General features: G+C 67.2%; 20 protein-coding genes. 8 read left to right on the forward strand and 12 right to left on the reverse strand.

Going from position 1 to position 24,019, the window contains the following annotated elements; all coding sequences use genetic code 11:
* Nucleotides 1-50 precede the first annotated feature (50 nt).
* From AC6EI8_RS01930 to cyoA, 9 genes are all read right to left on the reverse strand, one after another.
* Nucleotides 51-1,613 (reverse strand): class I adenylate-forming enzyme family protein, encoded by a 1,563-nt coding sequence (locus tag AC6EI8_RS01930; protein WP_498381135.1) that lies wholly within the window; start codon nt 1,611-1,613, stop codon nt 51-53.
* A gap of 256 nt (nt 1,614-1,869) precedes the next feature.
* Entirely contained in the window at nt 1,870-2,376 is a 507-nt protein-coding gene (locus AC6EI8_RS01935; protein ID WP_498381136.1) for a VOC family protein, read from the reverse strand.
* A gap of 254 nt (nt 2,377-2,630) precedes the next feature.
* Complete coding sequence (locus AC6EI8_RS01940; RefSeq protein ID WP_043440636.1) at nt 2,631-3,146, reverse strand: response regulator transcription factor; 516 nt, start codon at nt 3,144-3,146, stop codon at nt 2,631-2,633.
* A 76-nt stretch (nt 3,147-3,222) separates the two neighbouring features.
* A complete protein-coding gene (locus tag AC6EI8_RS01945) occupies nt 3,223-4,599 on the reverse strand; it encodes an ATP-binding protein (RefSeq protein WP_226109254.1) in 1,377 nt (458 codons plus the stop codon).
* Nucleotides 4,600-4,760: 161 nt separating this feature from the next.
* Complete coding sequence (locus AC6EI8_RS01950) at nt 4,761-5,558, reverse strand: SURF1 family protein (RefSeq protein ID WP_498381137.1); 798 nt, start codon at nt 5,556-5,558, stop codon at nt 4,761-4,763.
* Complete coding sequence (gene cyoD / locus AC6EI8_RS01955; protein ID WP_149319580.1) at nt 5,555-5,995, reverse strand: cytochrome o ubiquinol oxidase subunit IV; 441 nt, start codon at nt 5,993-5,995, stop codon at nt 5,555-5,557. Before cyoD ends, AC6EI8_RS01950 begins: the two co-directional genes overlap by 4 nt.
* Complete coding sequence (gene cyoC / locus AC6EI8_RS01960; protein WP_006577860.1) at nt 5,992-6,648, reverse strand: cytochrome o ubiquinol oxidase subunit III; 657 nt, start codon at nt 6,646-6,648, stop codon at nt 5,992-5,994. Before cyoC ends, cyoD begins: the two co-directional genes overlap by 4 nt.
* Nucleotides 6,641-8,644 (reverse strand): cytochrome o ubiquinol oxidase subunit I, encoded by a 2,004-nt coding sequence (cyoB, locus tag AC6EI8_RS01965; RefSeq protein WP_265634704.1) that lies wholly within the window; start codon nt 8,642-8,644, stop codon nt 6,641-6,643. The genes cyoC and cyoB overlap by 8 nt, the downstream gene beginning before the upstream one ends.
* Nucleotides 8,637-9,794, reverse strand: coding sequence for a ubiquinol oxidase subunit II (gene cyoA / locus AC6EI8_RS01970; protein WP_226109256.1), 1,158 nt, complete (start codon nt 9,792-9,794; stop codon nt 8,637-8,639). Before cyoA ends, cyoB begins: the two co-directional genes overlap by 8 nt.
* A gap of 201 nt (nt 9,795-9,995) precedes the next feature.
* Here cyoA and AC6EI8_RS01975 point away from each other — a divergent pair, with 201 nt between their 5' ends.
* Nucleotides 9,996-11,321 carry an MFS transporter gene (locus tag AC6EI8_RS01975; RefSeq protein WP_149319578.1) on the forward strand — a complete coding sequence of 442 codons (1,326 nt, stop codon included), beginning with the start codon at nt 9,996-9,998 and terminating at the stop codon, nt 11,319-11,321.
* A gap of 310 nt (nt 11,322-11,631) precedes the next feature.
* Nucleotides 11,632-14,193 carry a hybrid sensor histidine kinase/response regulator gene (locus AC6EI8_RS01980; protein ID WP_498381138.1) on the forward strand — a complete coding sequence of 854 codons (2,562 nt, stop codon included), beginning with the start codon at nt 11,632-11,634 and terminating at the stop codon, nt 14,191-14,193.
* Between the two features lie 32 nt (nt 14,194-14,225).
* Here the strand turns inward: AC6EI8_RS01980 and AC6EI8_RS01985 are convergent, their stop codons facing one another.
* Complete coding sequence (locus tag AC6EI8_RS01985) at nt 14,226-14,474, reverse strand: hypothetical protein (RefSeq protein ID WP_149319576.1); 249 nt, start codon at nt 14,472-14,474, stop codon at nt 14,226-14,228.
* Nucleotides 14,475-14,896: 422 nt separating this feature from the next.
* On the opposite strand from AC6EI8_RS01985, the gene AC6EI8_RS01990 reads away from it, so the two are divergent.
* Nucleotides 14,897-15,595, forward strand: coding sequence for a hypothetical protein (locus AC6EI8_RS01990; protein WP_149319575.1), 699 nt, complete (start codon nt 14,897-14,899; stop codon nt 15,593-15,595).
* A gap of 260 nt (nt 15,596-15,855) precedes the next feature.
* Complete coding sequence (gene aqpZ, locus AC6EI8_RS01995) at nt 15,856-16,554, forward strand: aquaporin Z (protein WP_053823523.1); 699 nt, start codon at nt 15,856-15,858, stop codon at nt 16,552-16,554.
* A gap of 217 nt (nt 16,555-16,771) precedes the next feature.
* On the opposite strand, the gene AC6EI8_RS02000 is transcribed toward aqpZ, so the two are convergent.
* Nucleotides 16,772-17,497: a glutathione S-transferase family protein gene (locus AC6EI8_RS02000; protein ID WP_265634713.1), complete on the reverse strand. Its 726-nt coding sequence runs from the start codon at nt 17,495-17,497 to the stop codon at nt 16,772-16,774.
* Nucleotides 17,498-17,633: 136 nt separating this feature from the next.
* On the opposite strand from AC6EI8_RS02000, the gene AC6EI8_RS02005 reads away from it, so the two are divergent.
* Complete coding sequence (locus AC6EI8_RS02005) at nt 17,634-18,521, forward strand: LysR substrate-binding domain-containing protein (RefSeq protein ID WP_498381139.1); 888 nt, start codon at nt 17,634-17,636, stop codon at nt 18,519-18,521.
* Between the two features lie 47 nt (nt 18,522-18,568).
* Here the strand turns inward: AC6EI8_RS02005 and AC6EI8_RS02010 are convergent, their stop codons facing one another.
* A complete protein-coding gene (locus AC6EI8_RS02010) occupies nt 18,569-19,519 on the reverse strand; it encodes a LysR family transcriptional regulator (protein ID WP_265634716.1) in 951 nt (316 codons plus the stop codon).
* A gap of 121 nt (nt 19,520-19,640) precedes the next feature.
* Between AC6EI8_RS02010 and AC6EI8_RS02015 the strand changes: the two genes are divergently transcribed.
* The 3 genes from AC6EI8_RS02015 to AC6EI8_RS02025 all read left to right on the forward strand — a co-directional run bounded on the left by AC6EI8_RS02015 (nt 19,641) and on the right by AC6EI8_RS02025 (nt 23,653).
* Nucleotides 19,641-20,765 (forward strand): muconate/chloromuconate family cycloisomerase, encoded by a 1,125-nt coding sequence (locus AC6EI8_RS02015; protein ID WP_265634718.1) that lies wholly within the window; start codon nt 19,641-19,643, stop codon nt 20,763-20,765.
* Nucleotides 20,766-20,918: 153 nt separating this feature from the next.
* Nucleotides 20,919-21,890, forward strand: coding sequence for a tripartite tricarboxylate transporter substrate binding protein (locus tag AC6EI8_RS02020; RefSeq protein ID WP_226109269.1), 972 nt, complete (start codon nt 20,919-20,921; stop codon nt 21,888-21,890).
* A 203-nt stretch (nt 21,891-22,093) separates the two neighbouring features.
* Complete coding sequence (locus AC6EI8_RS02025) at nt 22,094-23,653, forward strand: methyl-accepting chemotaxis protein (RefSeq protein WP_149319562.1); 1,560 nt, start codon at nt 22,094-22,096, stop codon at nt 23,651-23,653.
* The last annotated feature ends 366 nt before the right edge of the window (nt 23,654-24,019 follow it).

Below are 24,019 nucleotides of genomic sequence, written 5' to 3' on the forward strand. Positions count from 1 at the left end.
GTCGATCGGTCGGCGGATTATAGCGGGCGGGTGGCGGCCACCCTGACGCCTCATGCCATCGCCTTGCCCCCACGAAACCCATCCCGCAGTTCGCGCTTGAGCACCTTGCCGATCGCGCTGCGCGGCAGCTGCGCGCACAGCTCCAGCGCGGCGAGCCGCTGGGTCTTGCCGACCTGCGCATTGACCCATTCGCGAAGCGCCTCGGCATCGACTGCCGCGCCCTCGCGCAACACCACGAAGGCCACCAGCGTCTCGCCCCAGCTTTGCGAAGGCACGCCGACCACCGCGCATTCGACCACGTCCGCATGCTGCTGCAGCACCGCTTCGAGGTCGCTCGGATAGATGTTGAAGCCGCCGCTGATGATCATGTCCTTCTTGCGGTCCATCAGCGTCAGGAAGCCGTCCTCGTCGAAGCGGCCGACGTCGCCCGTGCGGATGAAGCGCTTGCCGGTGGCGTCATACCACTCCGCGGCGGCGGTCTTGTCGGGCTGCTTGTGATAGCCCGCCATGATGGTGTTCGAATGCCCCACCACCTCGCCGATCTGGCCGACCGGCACCTCGTTGCCGTCGTCGTCGATCAGCCGGATGTCGTGCCCTTCCATCGGCTTGCCGACGGTATGGAGCTTGTCCGGAAACTCGTGGGCGGCCAGCACGCAGCTGCCGCCGCCTTCGGTCATGCCGTAGTACTCGACCAGTCCACCCGGCCAGCGGCGCAGAATGTCGGCCTTCAGCGCCGCGCCGAGCGGGGCGCTGGTCGAGAACTTCATCCGGAACGACGACAGGTCGTAGCGATCGAAATCCTCCCTGGCCAGCAGCCGCTGGTATTGCACCGGGACCAGCATCGCGTGCGTGACGCGGTGCCGCTCGGCCAGTTCGAGATAGCGTTGCGCATCGAACTTCGGCATCAGCACCACGGTGCCGCCGAGCGCCAGCGTCGGAATGAAGCTGACCAGCGTGGTGTTCGAATACAGCGGCGTGGCGATCAGCGTCACCGCGTCGGGCCCGTAGCCGCCGCTCTCGTGCGTGCGGCGGATCTGATTCCAGCGCAGCGCGTGGTCGTGCACGATGCCCTTGGGCGCGCCCGTGGTGCCGGACGAATAGATGATGTTGAAGACCTGCCCCTCGCGCAGCGGCGTCTCGCGCGGCCGGCTGCCGGCCGGCGCCAGCCAGTCGGCGAAGGCCTTGCCGGTCTGCGCGCCGCCCAGTCCGATGCGCGGCACCGTGGCTTCGATGCCGGCGCCCTGCAGGGCGTCGAGCACCGGCGCGTCGACGAACAGCAGCCTCGCATCCGAATCGGCGATCATGCCGGCCAGTGCCTGCGGGGTCGACGACGGTGCCAGCGGTGCGATCGCCACGCCGGCGCGCAGCCCGCCCAGGAACACCGCCGCGTACTCGATCGACGCGGCGGCGCAGATCGCCAGCGCATCGCCCGGCTGCAGGCCATCGCGCTGCAGGGCCGCCGCGACGCGGTCGACCAGTTCGTCGAACTCGCGATACGACAGGCTGGCGCGATCGTCGATGACGGCGGGATGCGCGGGACGGGCGTTGGCGTGGGCACGGACGCAGTCGGCGAGATTGCCGAGCGGCTGGTCCAGCAGGGACGCGATCTGCATGGCGGGAAGTCTCCGTGATGGGGCCGGCCCGATGCATGCGCCATGGCGAGGCGCATCCACGCAAGGCACGCGAATCTGGCCGACCTCTTTTTCTAATTCGGTCAGCGCTCATTGTAAGCGCTACATCTATCCCGTGCAGTTATCGGTTCCACGAGTATGCGCGCCCATACCGTAAGAACGAATTGGCGTATGAAGAGCCGATCGGCGTGGTCAGCTCCATCAGCTCGGTCAGCTCCGTCAGCTCGGTCAGGCTCGGTCAGGTTGCCTGGTTCGACGATGCCGACTCGCCCCGCCGTGCCGCCTCGATCGTGGCGATGTCGATCTTCTTCATCGTCATCATCGCGTCGAAGGCGCGCTTGGCCGCCGCGCGATCGGAACTCGTCACCGCATCGAGCAGCGCCCGCGGGGTGATCTGCCATGACAGGCCCCACCGGTCCTTGCACCAGCCGCATTCGCTTTCCTGGCCGCCATTGGAGACGATCGCGTTCCACAGGCGGTCGGTCTCGGCCTGGTCCTCGGTCCTGACCAGGAAGGAGAAGGATTCGTTGTGCTTGAAATGCGGGCCGCCGTTCAGCCCGAGGCAAGGGATGCCGATCACGGTGAACTCGACCATCAGGGGATCGCCCTCCTTGCCGTCGGGATAGTCGCCGGGCGCTCGGTGGACGGCGCCGACGGCGCTGTCGGGAAAGGTCTGGGCATAGAAGTTGGCGGCGTCGAGCGCGTCGCCGTCGTACCACAGACAGATGGTGTTCTTGCTGGTCATTTCGCGTCTCCTGGAGAAATGGGCGCCGGCATCGGGCCCGACATCGGCACGAATTAGCCTATACCCATTTCCGCCGATCGGAGACGCCGGACGGAAGATGTCCGCGCGGAGGTGTCCGCCCGGAGGTGTCCGCCCGGAGGTATCCACCCGGAGATGTTCGCCCGGAGATGTCCGCCGGGAGACGTCCGCCGGGAGACGTCCGCCGGGAGGCGTACGGCGGCAGACGTACGGCGGGGGATGCCCGCCGCCCGGCGCTACTTGATCCGCTGCTTCTCCAGCTTGCGCGCCAGCGTGCGGCGGTGCATGCCGAGCCGGCGCGCCGCCTCGGAGATATTGAAGCCGGTGGCGGCCAGCGTCTCGTGGATGTGCTCCCACTCGAGCGTCTTGATCGAGGTGGGACGGCCGGTGACCTCGACGTCCACATCGCCGGTGGCGCGCTCGAAGGCGGCCTCGATGTCGTCGGTGGTCGACGGCTTGGCCAGATAGTGGCAGGCGCCGAGCTTGACCGCCTCGACCGCGGTGGCAATGCTGGCGTAGCCGGTCAGCACCACGATCAGCATGTCCGCATCGTGCGCATGCAGCGCCTGCACGCAGGCCAGGCCCGAGGCCTCGCCCTTGAGCTTCAGGTCCACCACCGCATAGCCCGGCGAATGCTCCTTCAGCAGTTCGTTCATCCCTTCGAGGCTGGTCGCATGCAGGACCTGATAGCCGCGCCGCTCGAACGAGCGGCGCAACGTGCGGGCGAAGGCCGCATCGTCCTCGACGATCATCAGCACGCGACCGGCCTCGGCCTGCGGCTGGGTGGTCTGGGTCGATTGATCGGCCGCAGCAGTGCCGCGCTCGGGATCATTGGGCTGCATCTTCGGCCTCCTCTTCCAGCGTGATTGCCGCCAGCGGCAGCTTCATCGTCACCATCGCGCCGCCTTGCGGACGGTTGTGCGCGGCCACGCTGCCGCCGAGCGTGCGGGCGACATTGACGACCAGGAACAGCCCCAGTCCGCCGCCCGGCCGGCCCTTGCTCGACTGATAGGGCTTGCCCAGCCGCTCGAGCATCTGCGGCGCGAAACCGGGGCCTTCGTCGAGCACCGACAGCACCAGCGTATCATCCTCGCGCCGCACGTCGAGGCCGACCCAGCGCGGCGAGGCCTCCAGCGCGTTGTCGAGCACGTTGCAGACCATCTGCTTGATGGCCGAGTCCGACAGGATCGGCAGGTCCTGGCCAAAGCGGTATTCGTAGGAGAACTCGCCGACCGGCCGCGTCGCGCGCCATTCGGCGACCAGATCGTCGACGAAGCGGCGCACCGTGGTTTCGGTCAGTGCCTCGCCGCGCGCCTCGCCCGCCGACAACAGGATGCCGCTGACGATGGACTTGCAGCGCTGCACCTGGGTCTGCATCTCGCCGAGTTCCTGCAGCAGTTCCGGGTCCTTCGAGAACGGTTCCATGCGGCGCCAGTCGGACAGGATCACCGCCAGCGTGGCCAGCGGCGTGCCCAGTTCATGCGCGGCGCCGGAGGCCAGCAGGCCCATGCGGACGATATGTTCTTCCTCGGCGGCGCGCTGGCGCAGGTCGGCCAGATGCTCGTCGCGGGCGCGCAGATTGCGCATGATCCGCGTGATGAAGACCACCAGCAGGGCCGCGTTCAGCACGAAGCAGATCAGCATGCCCTGGATATAGAGGCTGGCGAGCCCCTGCTCGTGGTCCGGCGGCAGCGCCAGCGGCTTGCCGACCAGCGCCAGGCCCGCGAAGCACGAGGCGGTGACCACCACGATCACCCAGATCGACCACGCCTGCAGCAGCACCGCGCCGAGGATCACCTGCAGCAGGTAGAGGAAGACGAAGGGATTGGACGCGCCGCCGCTCAGGTACAGCAGCGCGGTCAGCATGCCGATATCGACCAGCAGCGAGACGAACAGCTGCGTCTGCGAGACCTCGGCGACGAAGCGCAGCCGCAGCAGGCTCAGCGCGTTGAAGGCGATCAGGCCGAGCAGCACCGCCAGCATCTGGTTGACCGGCAGCGGCACGTCGAGGCCGAAATGCACCACGCTGATGGTGGCGACCTGGCCGAGCACCGCGATCCAGCGCAGCTCGATCAGCTGCTCCATGTTCTTGCGGGCGGTCGCGTCGAGCGCGCGCTCGCCCCGCCGCTCGGGGGCCGGGGCGCCCTTGGCGGCGGACAGCGCGGCGCTCGCGGGCTTCGGAGGGGAATCGGTGGAAAGAGGCATCAATCAGGGTCGAAGCAGGATGGCGCCGGAGCTTGAAGCGAGCCGCCGCGGCGCGGGCCGTGGCACGCCGTACATGCCAGACATGCCAGACATGCCAGACATGCCAGACATGCCGGACGTGCGGGGCAAGCCCGGCGGACCGGCATGCCCCGCATTGTCCCTCATCGGCCGCGGCGCAGCAGAAGTTCCTCGCGGCCGACGTACCAGGCGGCGCCCAGCACCATCAGCGCCAGCCCGTACCAGGTCAGCGCGTAGACCAGATGGCTGTTGTGGAAGGTCACCACGGTCAGCCCGCCGACCGGCCAGCGGCGCGGCGCGCCCGACGCGCCGAACGCCTCCTGCGGGCCGGCGTCGGCATCGATGAAGTAAGGCGCGACCCGTTCGAGCCCGCGCGCGGCGGCAATGGCCTGCACATCGCGCGAATACCACCGATCGGCGGCGGGGTCGTTGCGGCGCAGGAAGCCGCCGCCGGTCTGGCTGATGCGCAGCAGGCCGGTGACCGTGGTCTCGCCGGACGGCTCGTCCTTGGCGCGGCTCTCGCGCGAGCGGAATTCGGGCGGCACGAAGCCGCGGTTGATCAGCACGACGGTGCCGTCGCCCATGCGCATCGGCGTCATCACCCAGAAGCCGCCGCCGAACGCGGTGGTGGCCTGCACCAGCGTCTCGCGATCGTGCAGAAAGGTGCCCGTCACGCGCACATGCCGGTATTCGTCGGCCGCGGCGCTGACCAGCGGCCAGCGCTCGGGCGCCGGCGCGTCCACCGGCGGCGCATGCACGCGCGACTCGACGCGTTCGATCAGGTCGAGCTTCCAGGCGCGGCGCTCGACCTGCCAGGTGCCCAATGCAAACAGCCCGGCGAAAGCCAGTACCGCCAGCAGCGCCAGCACCGCGAGGGCGGCCGGGCTGCGGGGAACGGGCTTGCGATCCGGGCTGTGGTTTGCGGGACGAGGCGTGGTCAAGGCATCGATTTCATGTCGTGCGTCATCACCGGCATCATATTCGTGTTCATGTGATACATGACCCAAAGCGAGCCGGCCAGCGTGATGACGACCAGCACGATCGTGAAGATCAGCGCCAGCATGTTCCAGCCACCTTCCGACTTGGTGTTCATGTGCAGGAAGTAGATCATGTGGACCACGATCTGCACGGCGGCGAAGCCGAGAATCACCAGCGCGGTGGTGTTCTGGTTGTCGATGACCTTGCCCATCACCAGCCAGAACGGGATCGCCGTCAGGATCACCGACAGCACGAAGCCGATCACATAGCTCTTCAGGGTGCCATGCGCGGCGCCGTCGTCGTGATCGTGGTGATCGTCGTGGCCATGGCCGTGATCGCCGTGATGGCCGTGGCCGCCCTGGTCGGCCAGGTTCGAGAACGAATAGTCGTGGGCGCTCATACCATCACTCCCATCAGATAGACGAAGGTAAACACGCCGATCCAGACCACATCCAGAAAGTGCCAGAACAGCGACAGGCACATCAGGCGGCGCTTGTTGGCCGCGATCAGGCCGTGCTTGTTCAGCTGGAACATCAGCGTGATCAGCCAGATGATGCCGAAGGTCACGTGCAGGCCGTGGGTGCCGACCAGCGTGAAGAACGACGACAGGAACGCGCTGCGCTGCGGCACCGCGCCTTCGTGGATCAGGTGCGAGAACTCGTACAGTTCCAGGCCGACGAAGGCCGCGCCCAGCAGGCCGGTGATGGCCAGCCACACCATCGTGCCCTTGAGCTTGTTGCGCTGCATCTCCAGCATCGCGAAGCCGTAGGTGATCGACGACAGCAGCAGCATCGACGTGTTCAGCGCCACCAGCGGCAGGTCGAACAGGTCGGCGCCCGACGGGCCGGCCGCATAGCTGCGGCCCAGCACGCCGTGCACGGCGAACAGGCAGGCGAAGATGAGGCAGTCGCTCATCAGGTACAGCCAGAAGCCCAGCATCGTCCCGTTCTGCGGGTGATGCTCGGTCGGCAGGTAGAAGCGCAGCTCGTTGGAGCCGCCGCGGACCGGCGCGCCGCTGGCGCCGGCCGGTTGGGTTGCGATGGTGTCAAGCATGTTGTGCAAGCAGGCGGGTGCGTTCTTCCTCGGTGCGGACGACGTGCTCCGCCGGGATGTAGTAGTCACGCTGGTAGTTGAAGGTGTGGCCGATCGCGACCGCCAGCAGGGCGACGAACGCGACGGCGGCCGGCAGCCACATATGCCAGATCAGCGCAAAGCCCAGCACCGTCGACAGGCCGGCGAGGATGATGCCCGCACCGGTGTTCTTCGGCATGTGGATCGGCAGGAAGCCCTTCTGCGGACGCTCGTAGCCGCGGTCCTTCATCTGCCACCAGGCGTCGTTGTCGTGCACGACGGGCGTGAACGCGAAGTTGTACGCGGGCGGCGGCGACGAGGTCGACCATTCAAGCGTGCGGCCATCCCACGGATCGCCGGTCACGTCGCGCAGCTGGGCACGGCGCCTGAAGCTGACCACCAGCTGGATCACGAAGGCGGCGATGCCGATCGCGATCAGGAACGCACCGACGGCGGCGACCTGGAACCAGATCTGCAGCGACGGATCGGTGAAGTGGCTGACGCGGCGGGTCACGCCCATCAGGCCCAGCACGTACAGCGGCATGAACGCGGCATAGAAGCCGACCAGCCAGAACCAGAACGAGACCTTGCCCCAGAAATCGTCGAGCTTGAAGCCGAACGCCTTCGGGAACCAGTAGTTGATGCCGGCGAACAGGCCGAACAGCACGCCACCGATGATCACGTTGTGGAAGTGGGCGATCAGGAACAGGCTGTTATGCAGCACGAAGTCGGCGGGCGGCACGGCGAGCAGCACGCCGGTCATGCCACCGATCACGAAGGTGACCATGAAGCCCACGGTCCACAGCATCGGCACTTCGAAGCGGATGCGGCCGCGGTACATCGTGAACAGCCAGTTGAAGATCTTCGCCCCAGTCGGGATCGAGATGATCATCGTCGTGATGCCGAAGAACGAGTTGACGCTGGCACCCGAACCCATCGTGAAGAAGTGGTGCAGCCAGACCAGGTACGACAGCACCGTGATCACGACCGTCGCGTAGACCATCGACGCATAGCCGAACAGGCGCTTGCGGCAGAAGGTCGACACCACTTCCGAGAAGATGCCGAACGCCGGCAGGATCAGGATGTACACCTCGGGGTGGCCCCAGATCCAGATCAGGTTCACGTACATCATCGGGTTGCCGCCGAAGTCGTTCGTGAAGAAGTTGGTGCCGACGTAGCGATCCAGCGACAGCAGCGCGAGCACGGCCGTCAGCACCGGGAAGGCGGCGACGATCAGCACGTTGGTGCACAGCGAGGTCCAGGTGAAGACCGGCATCTTCATCATGGTCATGCCCGGGGCGCGCATCTTGACGATGGTCACCAGCAGGTTGACGCCTGACAGCAAGGTACCGATGCCCGCTATCTGCAAGGCCCAGATGTAGTAATCCACCCCCACGTCAGGACTCTGCAGGATGCCCGACAGCGGCGGATAGGCCAGCCAGCCCGTCTTGGCGAATTCGCCGACGAACAGCGACACCATCACCAGCACGGCGCCGGCGGTGGTCATCCAGAAGCTGAAGTTGTTCAGGAACGGGAAGGCCACGTCGCGCGCGCCGATCTGCAGCGGCACCACGTAGTTCATCAGGCCCGTGACCAGCGGCATCGCCACGAAGAAGATCATGATCACGCCGTGGGCGGTGAAGATCTGGTCGTAGTGATGCGGCGGCAGGTAGCCCATGTTGTCGCCGAAGGCGATCGCCTGCTGCAGACGCATCATGATCGCGTCGGCAAAGCCGCGCAGCAGCATCACCAGGCCGAGCACCATGTACATGATGCCGATCTTCTTGTGATCGATGCTGGTGAACCACTCGTGCCACAGGTAGCCCCAGGCGCGGAAATAGGTCAGCGCGCCGACGAGCGTCAGCCCGCCGAGCACGACCGCCGCGAAGGTGGCGATCAGGATGGGCTCGTGCAGCGGAATCGCCTCCCAGGAGAGACGGCCGAAAATGAGCTTGGTGAGGTCGAAACTGTCAAGCATGCTGGTCAACGCCGGCTACAGCGCGTTGTGTGAGGGGTAGCTGGGGAAGCGTCACGGCGGCGGATTCGCCGGCCGGCGCAAAGGTGGACGCCGCCGGGCCGAAGGCACCGGAGCCGTCCGGATCGGCGACCGTGCACATGCCGCCGACATAGCTGCGCACCGGCGCATCCTGCAGGCCAAGGCGTGCGCGCGTGGCGGGGTCGAGCGTGGCGACGTTGAAGGCGCCGGGCTTGCCCTGGCCGCCCTGCTCGTCGATCGCCATCATTTCGTTCATGCACATCCGGTTCGCTTCGACGCAGCGGTTCAGGATCTTGTCGTACAGGCCCTTGTCGACGCTGGCGTAGTAGCGCACCGGCTCGCGTTCGCTCGGCTGTTCCAGCTTCAGGTAGTCCTCGCGGGTCAGGGTCTGGCCGCTGGCCTTGGCCTTGGCGATCCATTGCTCGAAGCCCTGCTCGTCCAGGCCGTGGAACTTGAAGCGCATGCCGGAGAAGCCCGCGCCGCTGTAGTTGGCCGACAGGCCCTCGTATTCGCCAGGCTTGTTGATGACCGCATGCAGCTTGGTCTCCATGCCCGGCATCGCGTAGATCTGCCCTGCCAGCGCCGGCACGAAGAACGAGTTCATGACGGTCGAGGCGGTGATCTTGAACTGGATCGGGCGGTCGACCGGCGCCGCCATTTCATTGACGGTGGCGATGCCGTGCTCCGGATAGAAGAACAGCCACTTCCAGTCCAGCGCCACGACTTCCACCGTCAATGGCTTGACGTTGGTCGGCAGCGAACGCTTGGCGTCGATCCGCTCCAGCGGCCGGTACGGGTCCAGCGCATGGGTGCTGACCCAGGTGATCGCGCCCAGCGCGATGATGATCAGCAGCGGCGCCGACCAGATCACCAGTTCCAGCACCGTGGAATGGTCCCAGTCGGGCGAGTAGGGGGCGTCCTTGTTCGACGCCCGATACCGCCAGGCGAAGAACAGCGTCAGCGCGATCACCGGGACGATGATCAGCAGCATCAGCGCCGTGGAGATGTATATTAGGTTACGTTGCTGTACCGCAATGTCACCCGAAGGAGACAACAACACAGCATTACAACCTGTCAATAGGGTAATGGCGGGCAGCAAAATCAACCCGCGAATGGTATTAATGAGGGGCATTGCCGGCAGAGGAAATAGCGTAGCCGTCTTGGGGGAGACTGGTACTACGAATGCTTCGGGTGCGACGGACGCAGCTGTTACAACCGGAGCGAAATGTACTCTATTCGGCAAGCGCGGAGAATTGGACATTTTGTCCCAATGGTCGCGGCGCCTGGCGGGCGCGTCCGTCCGGCGTAGCGCTATCTGATTTAGCGAGGAAGCATGTCGAGTATCACGCACGATTCGCAAGCGCCTTTCCCTTCACTTCCCGCCAGCGACGACCGATCGCATTCGCCGGTCGCGCCGGGCGAGATCGCCACCGGCGTCGTCATTGGCCGGGCCTCCGAGTACTTCGACTTCTTCGTCTACGGCATCGCCTCGGTGCTGGTCTTCCCGTCGGTGTTCTTCCCGTTCGTCGGGCGGCTGGAAGGGACGCTCTACGCCTTCACCATCTTTGCGATCGCCTTTTTCGGGCGCCCGCTGGGCACCGCGCTGTTCATGGCGATCCAGCGGCGCTGGGGCCGCGGCGTCAAGCTGACCGCCGCGCTGTTCCTGCTGGGCTGTTCGACCGTCGGCATCGCCTTCCTGCCCGGCTATGCCTCGCTGGGCGAGAACGCGATCGTGATGCTGGCGGTGTTCCGCTTCCTGCAGGGCGTGGCCTTCGGCGGCTCGTGGGACGGCCTGCCGTCGCTGCTGGCGCTGAACGCGCCGCCCGACCGGCGCGGCTGGTACGCGATGCTGGGCCAGCTGGGCGCGCCGATCGGCTTCCTGGTCGCCAGCGGGCTGTTCCTGTACCTGCACGCCAACCTGGCGGCGGACGACTTCCTCGAGTGGGGCTGGCGCTATCCGTTCTACGTGGCCTTCGCCATCAACGTGGTCGCGCTGTTCGCCCGGCTGCGCCTGGTGGTGACCGAGGAATACACCCGGCTGCTGGAGGAAGGCGAGCTCGAGCCGATCAGCACCCGTGAGATGGTGCGCGGCCAGGGCTACAACATCTTCATCGGCGCCTTCGCCGCGCTGGCCAGCTACGCGCTGTTCCATTTGGTGACGGTGTTCCCGCTGTCCTGGCTGGCGCTGCAGGCGACGCAAAGCGTCAACAGCGTGCTGAAGGTGCAGATCGCCGGCGCGCTGGTCGGCATCGTCGGCACCATCCTGTCGGGCTGGATCGCCGACCGCATCGGCCGGCGCACCACGCTGGGCCTGCTGGCGACGCTGATCGGCGTGTTCAGCCTGTTCACGCCGATGCTGCTCGGCGGCGGCGAGGCGGCGCAGGACCTGTTCATCCTGATCGGCTTCCTGCTGCTCGGCCTGTCGTATGGCCAGGCGTCCGGCACCGTGACCTCGAACTTCGAACGGCGCTTCCGCTATACCGGCGCGGCGCTGACCTCGGACTTCGCCTGGCTGTTCGGCGCCGCGTTTGCTCCGCTGGTCGCGCTCGGCCTGTCGGTCAAGTTCGGCCTGGTCGCGGTCAGCATCTACCTGCTGTCCGGCGTCGCGTGCACGATGCTGGCGCTGCGCATCAACCGCGCGCTCGAAACGCGCGACTGAGCCTCGGCCACCGAGACCGGCGCGGCGGCTCCGGCCGCCGCGCCCATCCTTCTCAGCCGGTCGTGGCCGGAGCGCAGTGACGGGGCGGCGCGGTCGGCTTGATTGCCTGCGCGACCGTCCGCTCCACCCTCCACTCGACTGCGCGCTCGACCGCCGCTAGACAGCGCGCTCGCGACGATGCGCCTCCGCGGCTCTGGCCTCTCTCTATATATAGGGGTGGGTCCGCGGAGCCGCCCTCCCCGGGGCGCCGGCATTGGCAAACGCCTTCTGCGCCAGCACAATCTCCCTGTCGCCACTCTCGCTTCACACCATGCCATTCCTGGCAGAACATCACGACTGTTCCGGCTGGCACGGCGAAATGGCCGAACGCATCCGCGCGTTCGACTGGTCCACCACCGAACTGGGCCCGATCGACCGCTGGCCGCCCAGCCTGGCCGCCGCGGTCCGGCTGCTGCTGGCCTCGCCGGTGCCGATGGTGATGTTGTGGGGCCGTCCGGGCTACATGATCTACAACGATGCCTACGCCGTCTTCGCGGGCGGCCGGCATCCGTATCTGCTGGGCTGCCCGGTCGAACTGGGGTGGCCCGAGGTGGCCGACTTCAACCGCCACGTGATGCAGACCTGCCTGGCCGGCGGCACGCTGTCCTTCCGCGACAAGGAACTGGTGCTGCTGCGCAACGGACGTCCCGAAGAGGTCTGGATGGACCTCTACTACAGCCCGGTGGCCAACGACGACGGCGCCCCCTCCGGCGTGCTGGCGGTGGTGGTCGAGACCACCGAGCGCGTGCTGACCGAGCGCTGGCGGCAGGAAGCCGAGACCGCGCTGCAGCAGGCCAACGAACGGCTGCAGCTGGCGCTCAATACCGGCGCGGTGCTGGGCACCTGGGTCTGGGACATCGCCTCCGATACCCTGACCGGGGACGAGCGCTTCGCCCGCACCTTCTCGGTCGGACTGGCCCAGGCTGTGCAAGGCGTGCCGCGCACGATCATCAACGCGGTGATCCATCCGGACGACATCGAGGAACTGGCCCGCCTGACCGACGAGGCCATCCGCACCGGCGCGCCGTTCCGCGCCGAATACCGGATCCGGCGCGCCCACGACAGCTATCTGTGGGTCCAGGCCAACGGCCAGTGCGAGTTCGACTCGCATGGCGAGCCCTACCGCTTTCCCGGCGTGCTGATCGACATCGACGAGCGAAAGCTCGCCGAGCAGGCGCTGCGGCAGCTGACCGAGACGCTGGAAAAGCGCGTCGCCGACGCGATCGCGGCGCGCGCGCTGGCCGAGGGCCAGCTGCGGCAGGCGCAGAAGATGGAGGCGATCGGCAACCTGACCGGCGGCATCGCGCATGACTTCAACAACGTGCTGCAGGTCATCAGCGGCAACCTGCAGATGCTCGCCACCGAAGCCGGCGACAACCCGATCGCGCAGGGCCGCATCGCGACGGCCGCCAACGCGGTGCGCCGCGGCGCCAAGCTGGCCTCGCACCTGCTGGCCTTCGCGCGCCGCCAGCCGCTGTCGCCGGCGGTGGTCAATCCCGGCCGGCTGATCGGCGGCATGGCCGAGATCCTGCATCGGGCGCTGGGCGAGGCGATCAAGGTCGAGACGCAGACGCCCGACGACCTGTGGAACATCAAGGCGGACCGCAACCAGCTCGAGAACGCGCTGCTGAACCTGGCCATCAACGGCCGCGACGCGATGCGCGGCGGCGGCACGCTGACCATCTCGGCCGCCAATATCGTGCTCGACGGCATGCCATCGTCCGACGCCGACACCTGGACCACCAACGCGCCCGAACGGCCGGACGGCGACTACGTGGTCTTTCGCGTGGCCGACACCGGTACCGGCATGACCGCCGACGTGCTGGAGCACGCCTTCGAGCCCTTCTTCACCACCAAGGCCGACGGCCACGGCACCGGCCTGGGCCTGAGCATGGTGTTCGGCTTCGTCAAGCAGAGCGGCGGCCATATCGCGATCCAGAGCACCGTCGGCCGCGGCACCACGGTGCAGATGTTCTTCCCTCGCTGCGTCGAGGCAGAAACGCCCGAGACCGCGGAGCAGGAGCCGGCACCGGTCGGCGGCGGCGAAACGATCCTGGTGGTCGAGGACGATCCCGACGTGCGCATCACCGCGGTCGAGATGCTGGCCCAGCTCGGCTATCGCGTGCGCATCGCGCCGAACGGCGACGCCGCCTGGTCGCTGATCGACAGCGGCATCGCCATCGACCTGCTGTTCACCGACGTGATCATGCCCGGCACCATCAAGGGCGGCGAACTGGCGCGCCGGGCGGCGCAGCGCCGGCCGCCGATTCCGGTGCTGTTCGCCTCCGGCTATACCCGCGACGAGATCTTTCACCTGGGCAGGCTCGACCACGGGGTGACGCTGCTGAACAAACCCTACCGGCGCGACGATCTGGCCCGCGCGGTCCGGGCCGTGCTGGACGCCCATCGGCGCAAGAGCGAGCCGGCGCCTGCGCAGTTGCCGCAGCCCCGGCGCGATGGCGTGGCCGCCACCGTATTGCTGGTGGAGGACGACGTCCCGTCGCGCGAGGCGCTGCAGGAAGTACTGCTCGGCTTCGGCCTGGATTGCGCCGCGGCCGCCTCGGCGGAGGAAGCGCTGCAGCTGGCCGACGCCCGGCGCTTCGACGTGCTGCTGACCGATATCACGCTGCCGGGCATGGCCGGCGACGCCCTGGCGGTAGCGCTGCGCGCCCAGCAGCCGCATATCGATGTGGTGCTGATGACCGGCTATGGCGCCGGCGCGGACCTGCAGGAGCCGATCGCCGGTGCGCGCGTGCTGGGCAAGCCGATCGACCTGTCGACCTTGCGGCGCGAGCTCGGCCCGTGGATGGGGGACATCGAGGCGGTGCAGTAGTCAGGCGCAAGCCTCGGCATCCTCCCGTTGCCCTAGCGCGGCGGCGGCCGCCGCTTGTACCAGGCATAGCCGGGCTCGACATCGGCCGCCCCTGGATGCCCGACGCTATACGGATTCTCCGACACCATCGTCACAAAGCCGACCGGCTCACCGGCGCGCTGCCGCGCCCGCAGCGCCTCGCAACGCGCCAGCACGGCGGCAAGCTGATCCGGGCCGTAGTCCTCGGCATGCGCGGCAGGCACGCCGTCGGCGTCGTAGGTGGTCCAATAGACTTTGTACATGCGGTTCTCGCAGCGGAAACTTCGCGACGTCCGAATCGCTCGCAAGCGGACAACCCCGACCGAAATCCTCGGCGTCGGTCGATGCGTTGTCATGCTGCGATGCGGGGCGGGCCGGCAACAGCGAGAACCCAATCGAGCCGGCCCACAAACCGCGTTCGATTTCGTCGCCACACTATTGGAATGCAACAAGCCCCACTGCTTTGCAAGCAAGAAGCGGATGTAACGTCGGCGTCCCGAAGCTAAGATCAGTCTTTGTGCCTAACGGCACGCACAAATGCGAAAAGGGCGCTTATTAGGCGCCCTTTTCCAATCCCAGCCCCGGAGTCTGAGCACTGACTGTTTGGCACCCCGCTTGCGCGGGTCGTGGCCAGGAGAAGACCTTGCCGGGGATTACTCGGCGAGTATAGCAGGACGGAATCCCCATGCAAGGCTTCTACCCGGCGCTTCAGCGCACCTTCTCGGTGGCTCGATTGCACGCCTACCACGATGGCGAACCGGCCCCTTCGAAACTCGACATCGCCACGCGCTATGCACACAACATGGATGTCGCGATGCGCTTGTCTCCGGCTTTGCACGTGCTGGAGGTGGCGCTTCGCAACAATATCCACAGCGCCTTTTCGGCGAAATACGGCACCGCGACGTGGTACGACACGGCGGAGTGGCTCGGGTACAAGCAGATCGGCCAGATTGCGGTCGCGCGCACAACCCTTCACAAGGCACAAAAGACCGAAACACCAGATCGATTAGTTGCCGAACTGACAATGGGGTTCTGGGCGGGCTTGTTTGCGGGGTACTACGAGGCCTACTGGCGCGCCCAACCAGATCTGCTGAGAGCCATCTTCCCGCATGCGCCGCGGCACCTGCGACAACGCAACGCAATCAGTGCTCTCTTGCAACCGCTACGAACACTGCGCAATCGGGTGTCCCATTGGGAACGCGTGGCCCACCTCCCCGACTTGGCACAACGCAAGCAGGATATCGACCGCGTTGTCCGCTCGCTTTGTCCGGCCGCAGCCTGCTTGCTGACGCATTGCGACCCTTTCGACGGGGCGCTGTCGGCGGCCGCATTCGCGGCATGCCGGACGAAGGTGCAGCCCTGCTTCGAGCCTGAGGAAGCATGACGCATTCCACTCGAAAGCCGCCTCCCACCAGCGCCGTTGCTGACAGCCCGCATTCGAGACATCGGCTGGCACGAGAGCATTCACGTTGGGTTCAAGCCTGTCTCACTCATCCGGCCAATTGTGAACGACTGCAAAGAGTGCGCCCTGAGTCATGACATCGCCGTAACCGGCACCTAGAATCCTCCCGCACGCTGCGACCTTTCGGACGTCGCCCTCGCGTGTCCGTGCGGCGCGCCTCAAAACAATCGGGAGAAGGATCCATGCACTTCAAGCGCCCCCTTGCCGAAGCCTTCGGCACGTTCTGGCTCGTCTTCGGCGGCTGCGGCTCGGCCGTGCTCGCGGCCGCATTTCCGCACCTGGGCATCGGCTTTGCCGGTGTCTCGCTGGCCTTCGGCCTGACCGTGCTGACCATGGCCTATGCGGTGGGTCCGGTGTCGGGATGCCATCTGAACCCGGCCGTGACGGTTGGCCTCGCCACCGCGGGGCGCTTCCCGTGGAAGGAAGCGCCGGTCTATATCGTGGCGCAGGTGATCGGCGGCGCGCTCGCCGCGCTGGCGCTGCTGCAGCTGATGGACGCCAAGCCCGGCTTCGACGTGACCGTCAGCGGCCTGGCCGCCAACGGCTTCGACGCCGGCTCGCCGTCCGGCTTTGGCATGATGCCGGTGTTCGCCACCGAGGTGCTGGCCACCTTCTTCTTCGTGCTGATCATCCTGGGCGCGACCGCGCAACGCGCGCACGGCGCGCTGGCGCCGCTCGCGATCGGCCTGTGCCTGACGCTGATCCACCTGGTCACGATCCCGGTGTCGAACACCTCGGTCAACCCGGCCCGCTCGACCGGCCCGGCGCTGATGGTGGGCGGCATGGCGCTGCATCAGCTGTGGCTGTTCTGGGTTGCGCCGATCGTCGGTGCAATCGCCGCCGGCGTGGTCGGCCGCGTGCTGTACAGCGACGACGAGTAAGCGAACACCAAGGTACTGCGGGGATGGCCGGCGACATCCCCGCCGGCCGCGCCACAAGCCTCGGCTCAGCGAGGCTGAGCCTCAGCCTCGAGCCTCGAGCCTCAAGCCTCAGCCTCGAGCCTCAAGCCTCAGCCTCAGCCTCAGCCTCAGCCTCAGCCTCAGTCTCAGTTCTCAGCCTCAAGCCTCAGCCTCAAGCCTCAAGCCTCAGCCTCAAGCTTCAAGCCGCCAGCCGCTGCTGGCGCGCGGCCAGGGTCTCTGCCCAGGCCTGCTCCAGTTCCACATGGCCGGCGAAGCCGCCGGCCGACTTCACCTCGGCCTGCGCCTCGATCCCATGCGCGAAGCGCACGGCCGGATCCTCCTGCAGCTGCCGATAGAGCCGATCCAGGTTCGGGTAGTCCGCGCGGTTTACGACGCCGTGGTAGTCGGTCCAGCGCGCAATCCCGGCGAAGTACGCGTCGGCCACCGTGCGCCGGTCGCCCAGCAGCCAGCGGCGATCGCCCAGCATCGCGTTCAGCTGCGCATGCGCCTTCTCCACCTTCACCCGCCCGAACTCGCGCAGCACCGCCTTGGTGGTGTCGTCGCTGGCGTGCTCGTATAGATGCCACAGCGGCACGAAGGCGTTGAAGAAGGTCGTGTTCAGGTAGGCCAGCATCTGGTTGAGCCGGTCGAATTCCGGTGTGCCCTGGGCAAAGCCGAGCGCGCTGTCGATGCCGCGCGCGCCGATCCAGTTCATGATCGCCATGCTTTCTGTCACGATTGCGCCGGCATCGGTGGCCAACGCCGGCGTCTCGCCCACCGGGTTGATGCGGCGGAAGGCCTCGCTGGTCACCACCTCCGGCATCTCGATGCGGGACAGCCGATACGGCTGGCCCAGCCATTCGAGCGCGACGATCGAACCGAACGAGCATCCCGACGGAACGCCATAGAAGAGGATGGGGGTCATGTTGTTTCTCCGAGTGAAGGACCCGGGCATCGGGTCGATGGAGAGACTATAGATTTGTGGACATTGAAGCGGTAGTCGGCAAAAATTCAACGCAACGTCCATATACATGGACTTTGATGCGTTGCTGCGGACACCCATGCTCAACCTGAATGACCTCTCGCTATTCGTCGCCGCCGTCGAGCACGGCGGCTTTGCCGCGGCCTCCCGCCAGCTCGGCATCCCGAAGTCGACGCTGAGCAAGCGCGTCGCCGAACTCGAACAGCGGCTGGGGGCGCGGCTGATCCACCGCAGCTCGCGCAGCTTCGCGCTGACGGACGTCGGCCGAGCCTTCCACGAGCACGCCCGCGCCGCGCTGATCGAGGCCGAGGCCGCGCACGACGTGGTGCGCCAGCGCGCCGCCGAGCCGAGCGGCACGGTGCGCCTGACGACCTCGGTACCGGTCGCGCAGCAAACCTTGGCGCCACGCCTGCCCGAACTGGCCCTCGCCTACCCGAAGCTGCATCTTCAGCTGGACGTGTCGGACCGCTTCGTCGATGTCGCCCAGGAGGGCTACGACCTCGCGATCCGCAGCCACTTCGCGCCGCTGCCCGATTCCGAACTTGTGCAGCGGCTGCTGTCGACCGAGCCGATCATCCTGGTCGCCTCGCCGCGCTATCTCGCCGCCGCCGACCCGCTGCAGACGCCCGCGGCGCTGGCCGGCCATGACGGGCTGCTGACCCGCCCGCTGGCGACGAGCTGGCGACTGAGCCGTGACGGCGAGACGGTCATCGCTACCCCGCGTCCACGCATGACCGCCAACGAATCGACCGCGCTGCTCAGCGCGGCTGCGGCCGGCCTCGGCATTGCCTGCCTGCCCTTGTCGGTCTGCCGCGCGGCCCTGCAGCGCGGCGACATCGTGCGCGTGCTGCCGGACTGGACCGCCGGCCACGTGATGACGTCGGTCGTGATGCCGCATCGGCGCGGGCAGCTTCCGGCGGTACGGGCGGTGGTGGAATTTCTGGCGCGGTGTTTTGCCGAAGAATGAACGATCGGCGACGGCCCCGTTTCAGCCCGAGGTTTCAACCCGAGGTTTCAACCCGAGGCTTCCGCCTGCCTCCGCACCCACGCCACCGCCCTCGCCAGGAACGGCGACGCATCGCCCGCGCGATAGCTCATGATCACCGGCGACACGAAGCCCGGCGCGTCGATCGGGCAATAGCGGACATCGTCCCGATGCAACCGCTGCACCGAGGCCGGCACCAGCGTGATGCCGAGCCCCGCGGCGACCAGGCCCAGCGCGGTCTGCAGCTCGTTCGCCTCCTGCACCACGCGCGGCTGCAGCCCCTGGGCGCGGAACAGCGACAGCACGTGGTCCGCATAGCTGGGCCGCGGACGCGCGGGATAGAGAATCAGCCCGCGCCGCGCCAGTTCGGCCGGCGCCATCGGGCCATCGCCATCGCCACCCCCACGGCCATCGCCACCGACGCGGCCACGGCCATCGCCGCCTTCACCTTCACGCGGGGCGGCCCGCGCCGGCAGCGCCGCGACCAGCGGCTCTGCCATCACGACCTGCTGCACGATGGCAGGATCGCTCAGCGCCAGCCGGCCAAAGCCCAGATCGATGCGGCCGGACTTGAGCGCCTCGAGCTGCTGAACCGAGATCATTTCCGTCAGGCCGACCTCGACCTCGCTCTGGTCGGCGCGCAACTCGCGGATCAGGTCCGGCAGCACGCCATAGAGCACCGACGGCACGAAGCCTATGCCGAACCAGCGCTTCTCGTTGCGGCCGATGCGCCGGGTGCCTTCGATCATCTCGTCGAGCCGCTGCGTCAGCTGCAGCGATTGTTCGAGCAGAAAGCGCCCCGCCTCGGTGAGCCGCAGCCCGCGCCCTACACGCTCGAACAGCGGCACGCCCAGTTCGTCTTCGAACTGGCGGATCTGGCGCGACAGCGGCGGCTGGGCGATATGCAGCAGCGCGGCGGCGCGGGTCACGTTCAGCTCGCGCGCGACTGTCTGGAAATAGCGCAGATGGCGCAGTTCCATGGTGGCCTCCTTGGACTTCAATCCATACCTGACAGGTATGGAATCAGACATCTTCGGTCTTGGACAGGCCTCCGGTCAAGCCGCATACTCGACCGCAAACCCTCAATCCAATCCTCCAGGTATGGCAACCACCATCACATCCGTCGACGCGATCCTGGTCGACCTGCCCACCATCCGCGCGCATCAGCTGGCCATGGCGACCATGCAGCAGCAGACGCTGGTCATCGTGCGGCTGCGCGCCAGCGACGGCATCGAAGGCATCGGCGAGGCCACCACGATCGGCGGCCTGTCCTACGGCGAGGAAAGCCCGGAAGGCATCAAGCTGGCCATCGATACCTATCTGGCCCCGGCCTTGATCGGCCAGGACGCCACCAATGTCCATGGCGCGATGGCCCGGCTGAACAAGGTCGCGCGCGGCAACCGCTTCGCCAAGTCGGCGTTGGAAACCGCGCTGCTCGACGCACAGGGCAAGCGGCTCGGCGTGCCGCTCGCCACGCTGCTCGGCGGCGCGGTGCGCGACGCGCTGCCGGTGCTGTGGACGCTGGCCAGCGGCGATACCGCGCGCGATATCGAAGAGGCCGAGCGCCTGCTGGCCGAGCGCCGCCACGACACCTTCAAGCTCAAGATCGGACGCCGTCCGGTGCGCGACGACGTCGCCCATGTCGCCGCGATCAAGCGCGCGCTGGGCGACCGCGCCCGCGTGACCGTCGACGTCAATCAGGCCTGGAACGAGGCGGACGCGGCCAACGGCATCGCGATGCTGGAGGCCGCCGGCATCGACCTGATCGAGCAGCCGATCGCCCGAGAGAATCGTGTCGGGCTGGCGCGGCTGGCGGCGCGCTTCGTGGTGCCGATCATGGCCGACGAAGCGGTGACCGGGCCGGAGGACGCGATGGAACTGGCGCGCCTGGGCGCCGCGGATGTATTCGCGCTGAAGATCGCCAAGTCCGGCGGCATCTTCGGCATGCTGCGCACCGCCGCGGTCGGCGATGCAGCCGGCATCGCGCTCTATGGCGGCACCATGCTCGAAGGCAGCGTCGGCACCATCGCCGCGGCGCACGGCTTCTGCACGCTGCCGCAACTGGCCTGGGGCACCGAGCTGTTCGGGCCGCTGCTGCTCAAGGACGACGTGGTGCTCGAACGTCCCGCATATCGGGACTTCGCGCTGCGCCTGCCGGACGGTCCCGGGCTCGGTCTGGCGCTGGACGAGGACAAGCTCGCACATTACCGGCGCGATTGCGCATAGCACCGACAACAACGACATGATGGCCACATAACGGCCGCACCACGCCCGTGTAAGCGCCGCACCACAGCCGCATCACCGCTGGATAACGCCACCGAGCCGCGCCCAACGCGGGCCGGGCACCCTAGTTTCGAACTTCACGAAGGAACGGAGACAATGAAGTCGCTCACTCTCGCCACCGTGGTCCTCGGCCTCGCCGCGGCCCTCACCACGCCGGCCGCGCAGGCCGCCTACCCCGAACGTCCGATCCGCTGGATCGTCCCCTTCCCCGCCGCCGGCGCGATGGACAATATCGCCCGCACGCTGGGCGAGGAGATGTCGCAAACGCTGGGCCAATCGATCGTCGTGGAGAACCGCCCGGGGGCCGGCGGCAATATCGGCGCCGAACTGGTCTCGCGCTCGCCCGCCGACGGCTACACGATGCTGATCGTCGCCAACGGCATGGCGGTCAATCCGGCGCTGTACCGCAAGCTGAGCTACGACCCGATCAAGGATTTCGCGCCGGTATCGCTGCTGGCCGTGGTGCCCAACGTCCTGGTCGCCAACAAGGCGAAGACCAGCGCGAAGACCGTGCCGGAGGTGATCGCCAGCGCGAAGAGCCAGCCGGGCAAGTACACCTATGCGTCCGCGGGCAACGGCACCTCGATCCACCTGGCCGGCGAGCTGTTCACGTCGATGGCCGGCGTCGAGCTGCTGCACGTGCCCTACAAGGGCAGCGGTCCGGCGGTCACCGACCTGCTCGGCGGCCAGGTCGACTACATGTTCGACAGCATCACGTCCGCCAAGCCGCATATCGATGCCGGCAAGCTGACCGCCATCGCGGTGACCACCAGCAAGCGCTCGGCCACGCTGCCCAACGTGCCGACGGTGGCAGAGGCCGGCCTGCCGGGCTACGAGCTGTCGCCGTGGTTCGCCGCGTTCGTGCCGGCCGGCACGCCCCCAGCCGTGGTGGAGACGCTGAACCGCGCGATGGTCGACGCGCTGCGCAAGCCCGCGGTGCAGAAGCGCCTGGCCGCGATCGGCGCCGAGCCGATCGGCAGCACGCCCGCCGAGCTGAAGCAGCATCTGGCGAAGGAAACCGAAAAATGGGGCAAGCTGATCCGCGCGCGGGGCATCCGCGCGGACTGACCGCCCTGCCCGGTTTCTCCGTTGCCGAGACGCCCTCTCCTCAAGTTTTTCTACCAACTGCCGTTGTTTGACATCGACCCCCGAAGCAATCGTCAGCGAACGGGCGGCAACACAAGAGCGAAGAGCGAATGCGCACCACGCACGCGGGACTTCCGCGGGCGTGGCGTTGTTCGCCGCGATTCAATGTCCATCAGGTAGAAGAAATGAAAAACTTGGGAATAGGTGCGCGCCTTGGCATCGGCTTTGGCGTGGTATTGCTGCTGTCCACGCTGATGACCGGACTTGGCATCCTTCGGTTGCAGCAGGTCGCGGAGCGCACGCATGACATGATGCAGCAGCCGCTGGCCAAGGAACGGCTGGTCAGCGACTGGTACCGCTACATGCATACCAGCGTGCGCCGCACCACCGCGGTGGCCAAGAGCTCCGACCCGACGCTCGGCGCGTTCTTCGCGAACGAGACCAAGGGCTCGGTCAAGGCGATCGCCGATCTGCGCGACAAGATCGAGCCGCTGCTGAGCACCGACGCCGAGAAGCAGGCGTTCCAGACCATCCTGCGCGTGCGCGAGCCCTACAACGCCTCGCGCGACAAGATCACCAAGCTCAAGCAGGAAGGGCTGACCGACGAAGCGAACACCGTGCTGGAGAAGGAATTCGTGCCGGCCGGCGACGCCTATCTTGCCGAGATCCAGAAGCTGCTCGACATTCAGCGCGCCAGCATCGACGCCACCGCGCGCGATATCAACGCCGTCTACCAGACCGCGCGCAACCGCCTGATCGGCCTGGGCGTGCTGGTGCTCGCCATCGGCATCGCCTTCGCGGTCTGGCTGACGCGCGGCATCACGCGTCCGCTGCATCGCGCGGTCCATATCGCGCGCACGGTCGCCGCCGGCGACCTCAGCGCGCGCATCGACGTCGACAGCAAGGACGAGACCGGCCAGCTGCTGCAGGCGCTCGCCGAGATGAACGGCAACCTGCTGCGCATCGTCAACGAGGTGCGCCTGGGCACCGAGGCCATCGCCACCGGCACCGGCCAGATCGCCGCGGGCAATACCGACCTGTCGCAGCGCACCGAGGAACAGGCCGCGTCGCTGCAGCAGACCGCCTCGAGCATGGAAGAGCTGACCAGCATCGTGCGCCAGAACGCGGACAACGCCAAGCAGGCCAGCCGCCTTGCGGTCGATGCCTCCGACATCGCCGTCAAGGGCGGCACCGTGGTCGGCCAGGTGGTCGACACCATGGACGAGATCCACGGTGCGTCGAAGAAGGTCACCGACATCATCGCGGTGATCGAGAGCATCGCCTTCCAGACCAATATCCTGGCGCTGAACGCCGCGGTGGAAGCCGCGCGCGCCGGCGAACAGGGCCGCGGCTTCGCGGTGGTCGCCGGCGAGGTGCGCAGCCTCGCGCAGCGCAGCGCCACCGCCGCCAAGGAGATCAAGTCGCTGATCGACGATTCGGCCGAGCGCGTCGAGAAGGGCTCGCAGCTGGTGTCGGAAGCCGGTCAGACCATGGAAGAGATCGTCGGCGCGGTCAAGCGCGTGACCGACATCATGGGCGAGATCAGCGCCGCATCCGCCGAGCAGAGCGCCGGCATCGAGCAGGTGAACCAGGCCGTCACGCAGATGGACACCGTGACGCAGCAGAACGCCGCGCTGGTCGAACAGGCCGCCGCCGCGGCCGGCTCTCTGGAAGAGCAGGCGCAACGCCTGAAGCAGGCCGTGTCGACGTTCCGACTCGGTACGGCGCAGATGACACTGGCCTGATCGGTGCAGTGACAAACACGGAACGGGCCGCGATGCGGCCCGTTTTGCTTTGGCGCGCGGCTTTGCCCCCAAAAAGCGGCAATCCTTGTCAAAAGTACCCGCCTTGCCGAGACCGCCTCACGGCAGCACCGGCCGCCGCGCCGTGGCGCGGATCCTGCGTGGTGGCGTGGCGCAGCCCGGCGTCCGGGCTGCCCCCCTGCACAGCCCAGCACATCCCAGTACTTGGCAGCACATCGCAACCGGAGGATCTGCAATGAGCATCTTTGGCGAAATCCTGAACAGGCTGCGCGGCAAGGCGCGGCCGGAGCCTTCCACGCAGGCGTCCCCGCAGGCATCCACACAGGCCCAGCAGCCGCAGACCGGCAC

Source organism: Cupriavidus sp. R6-3 (assembly GCF_059772245.1).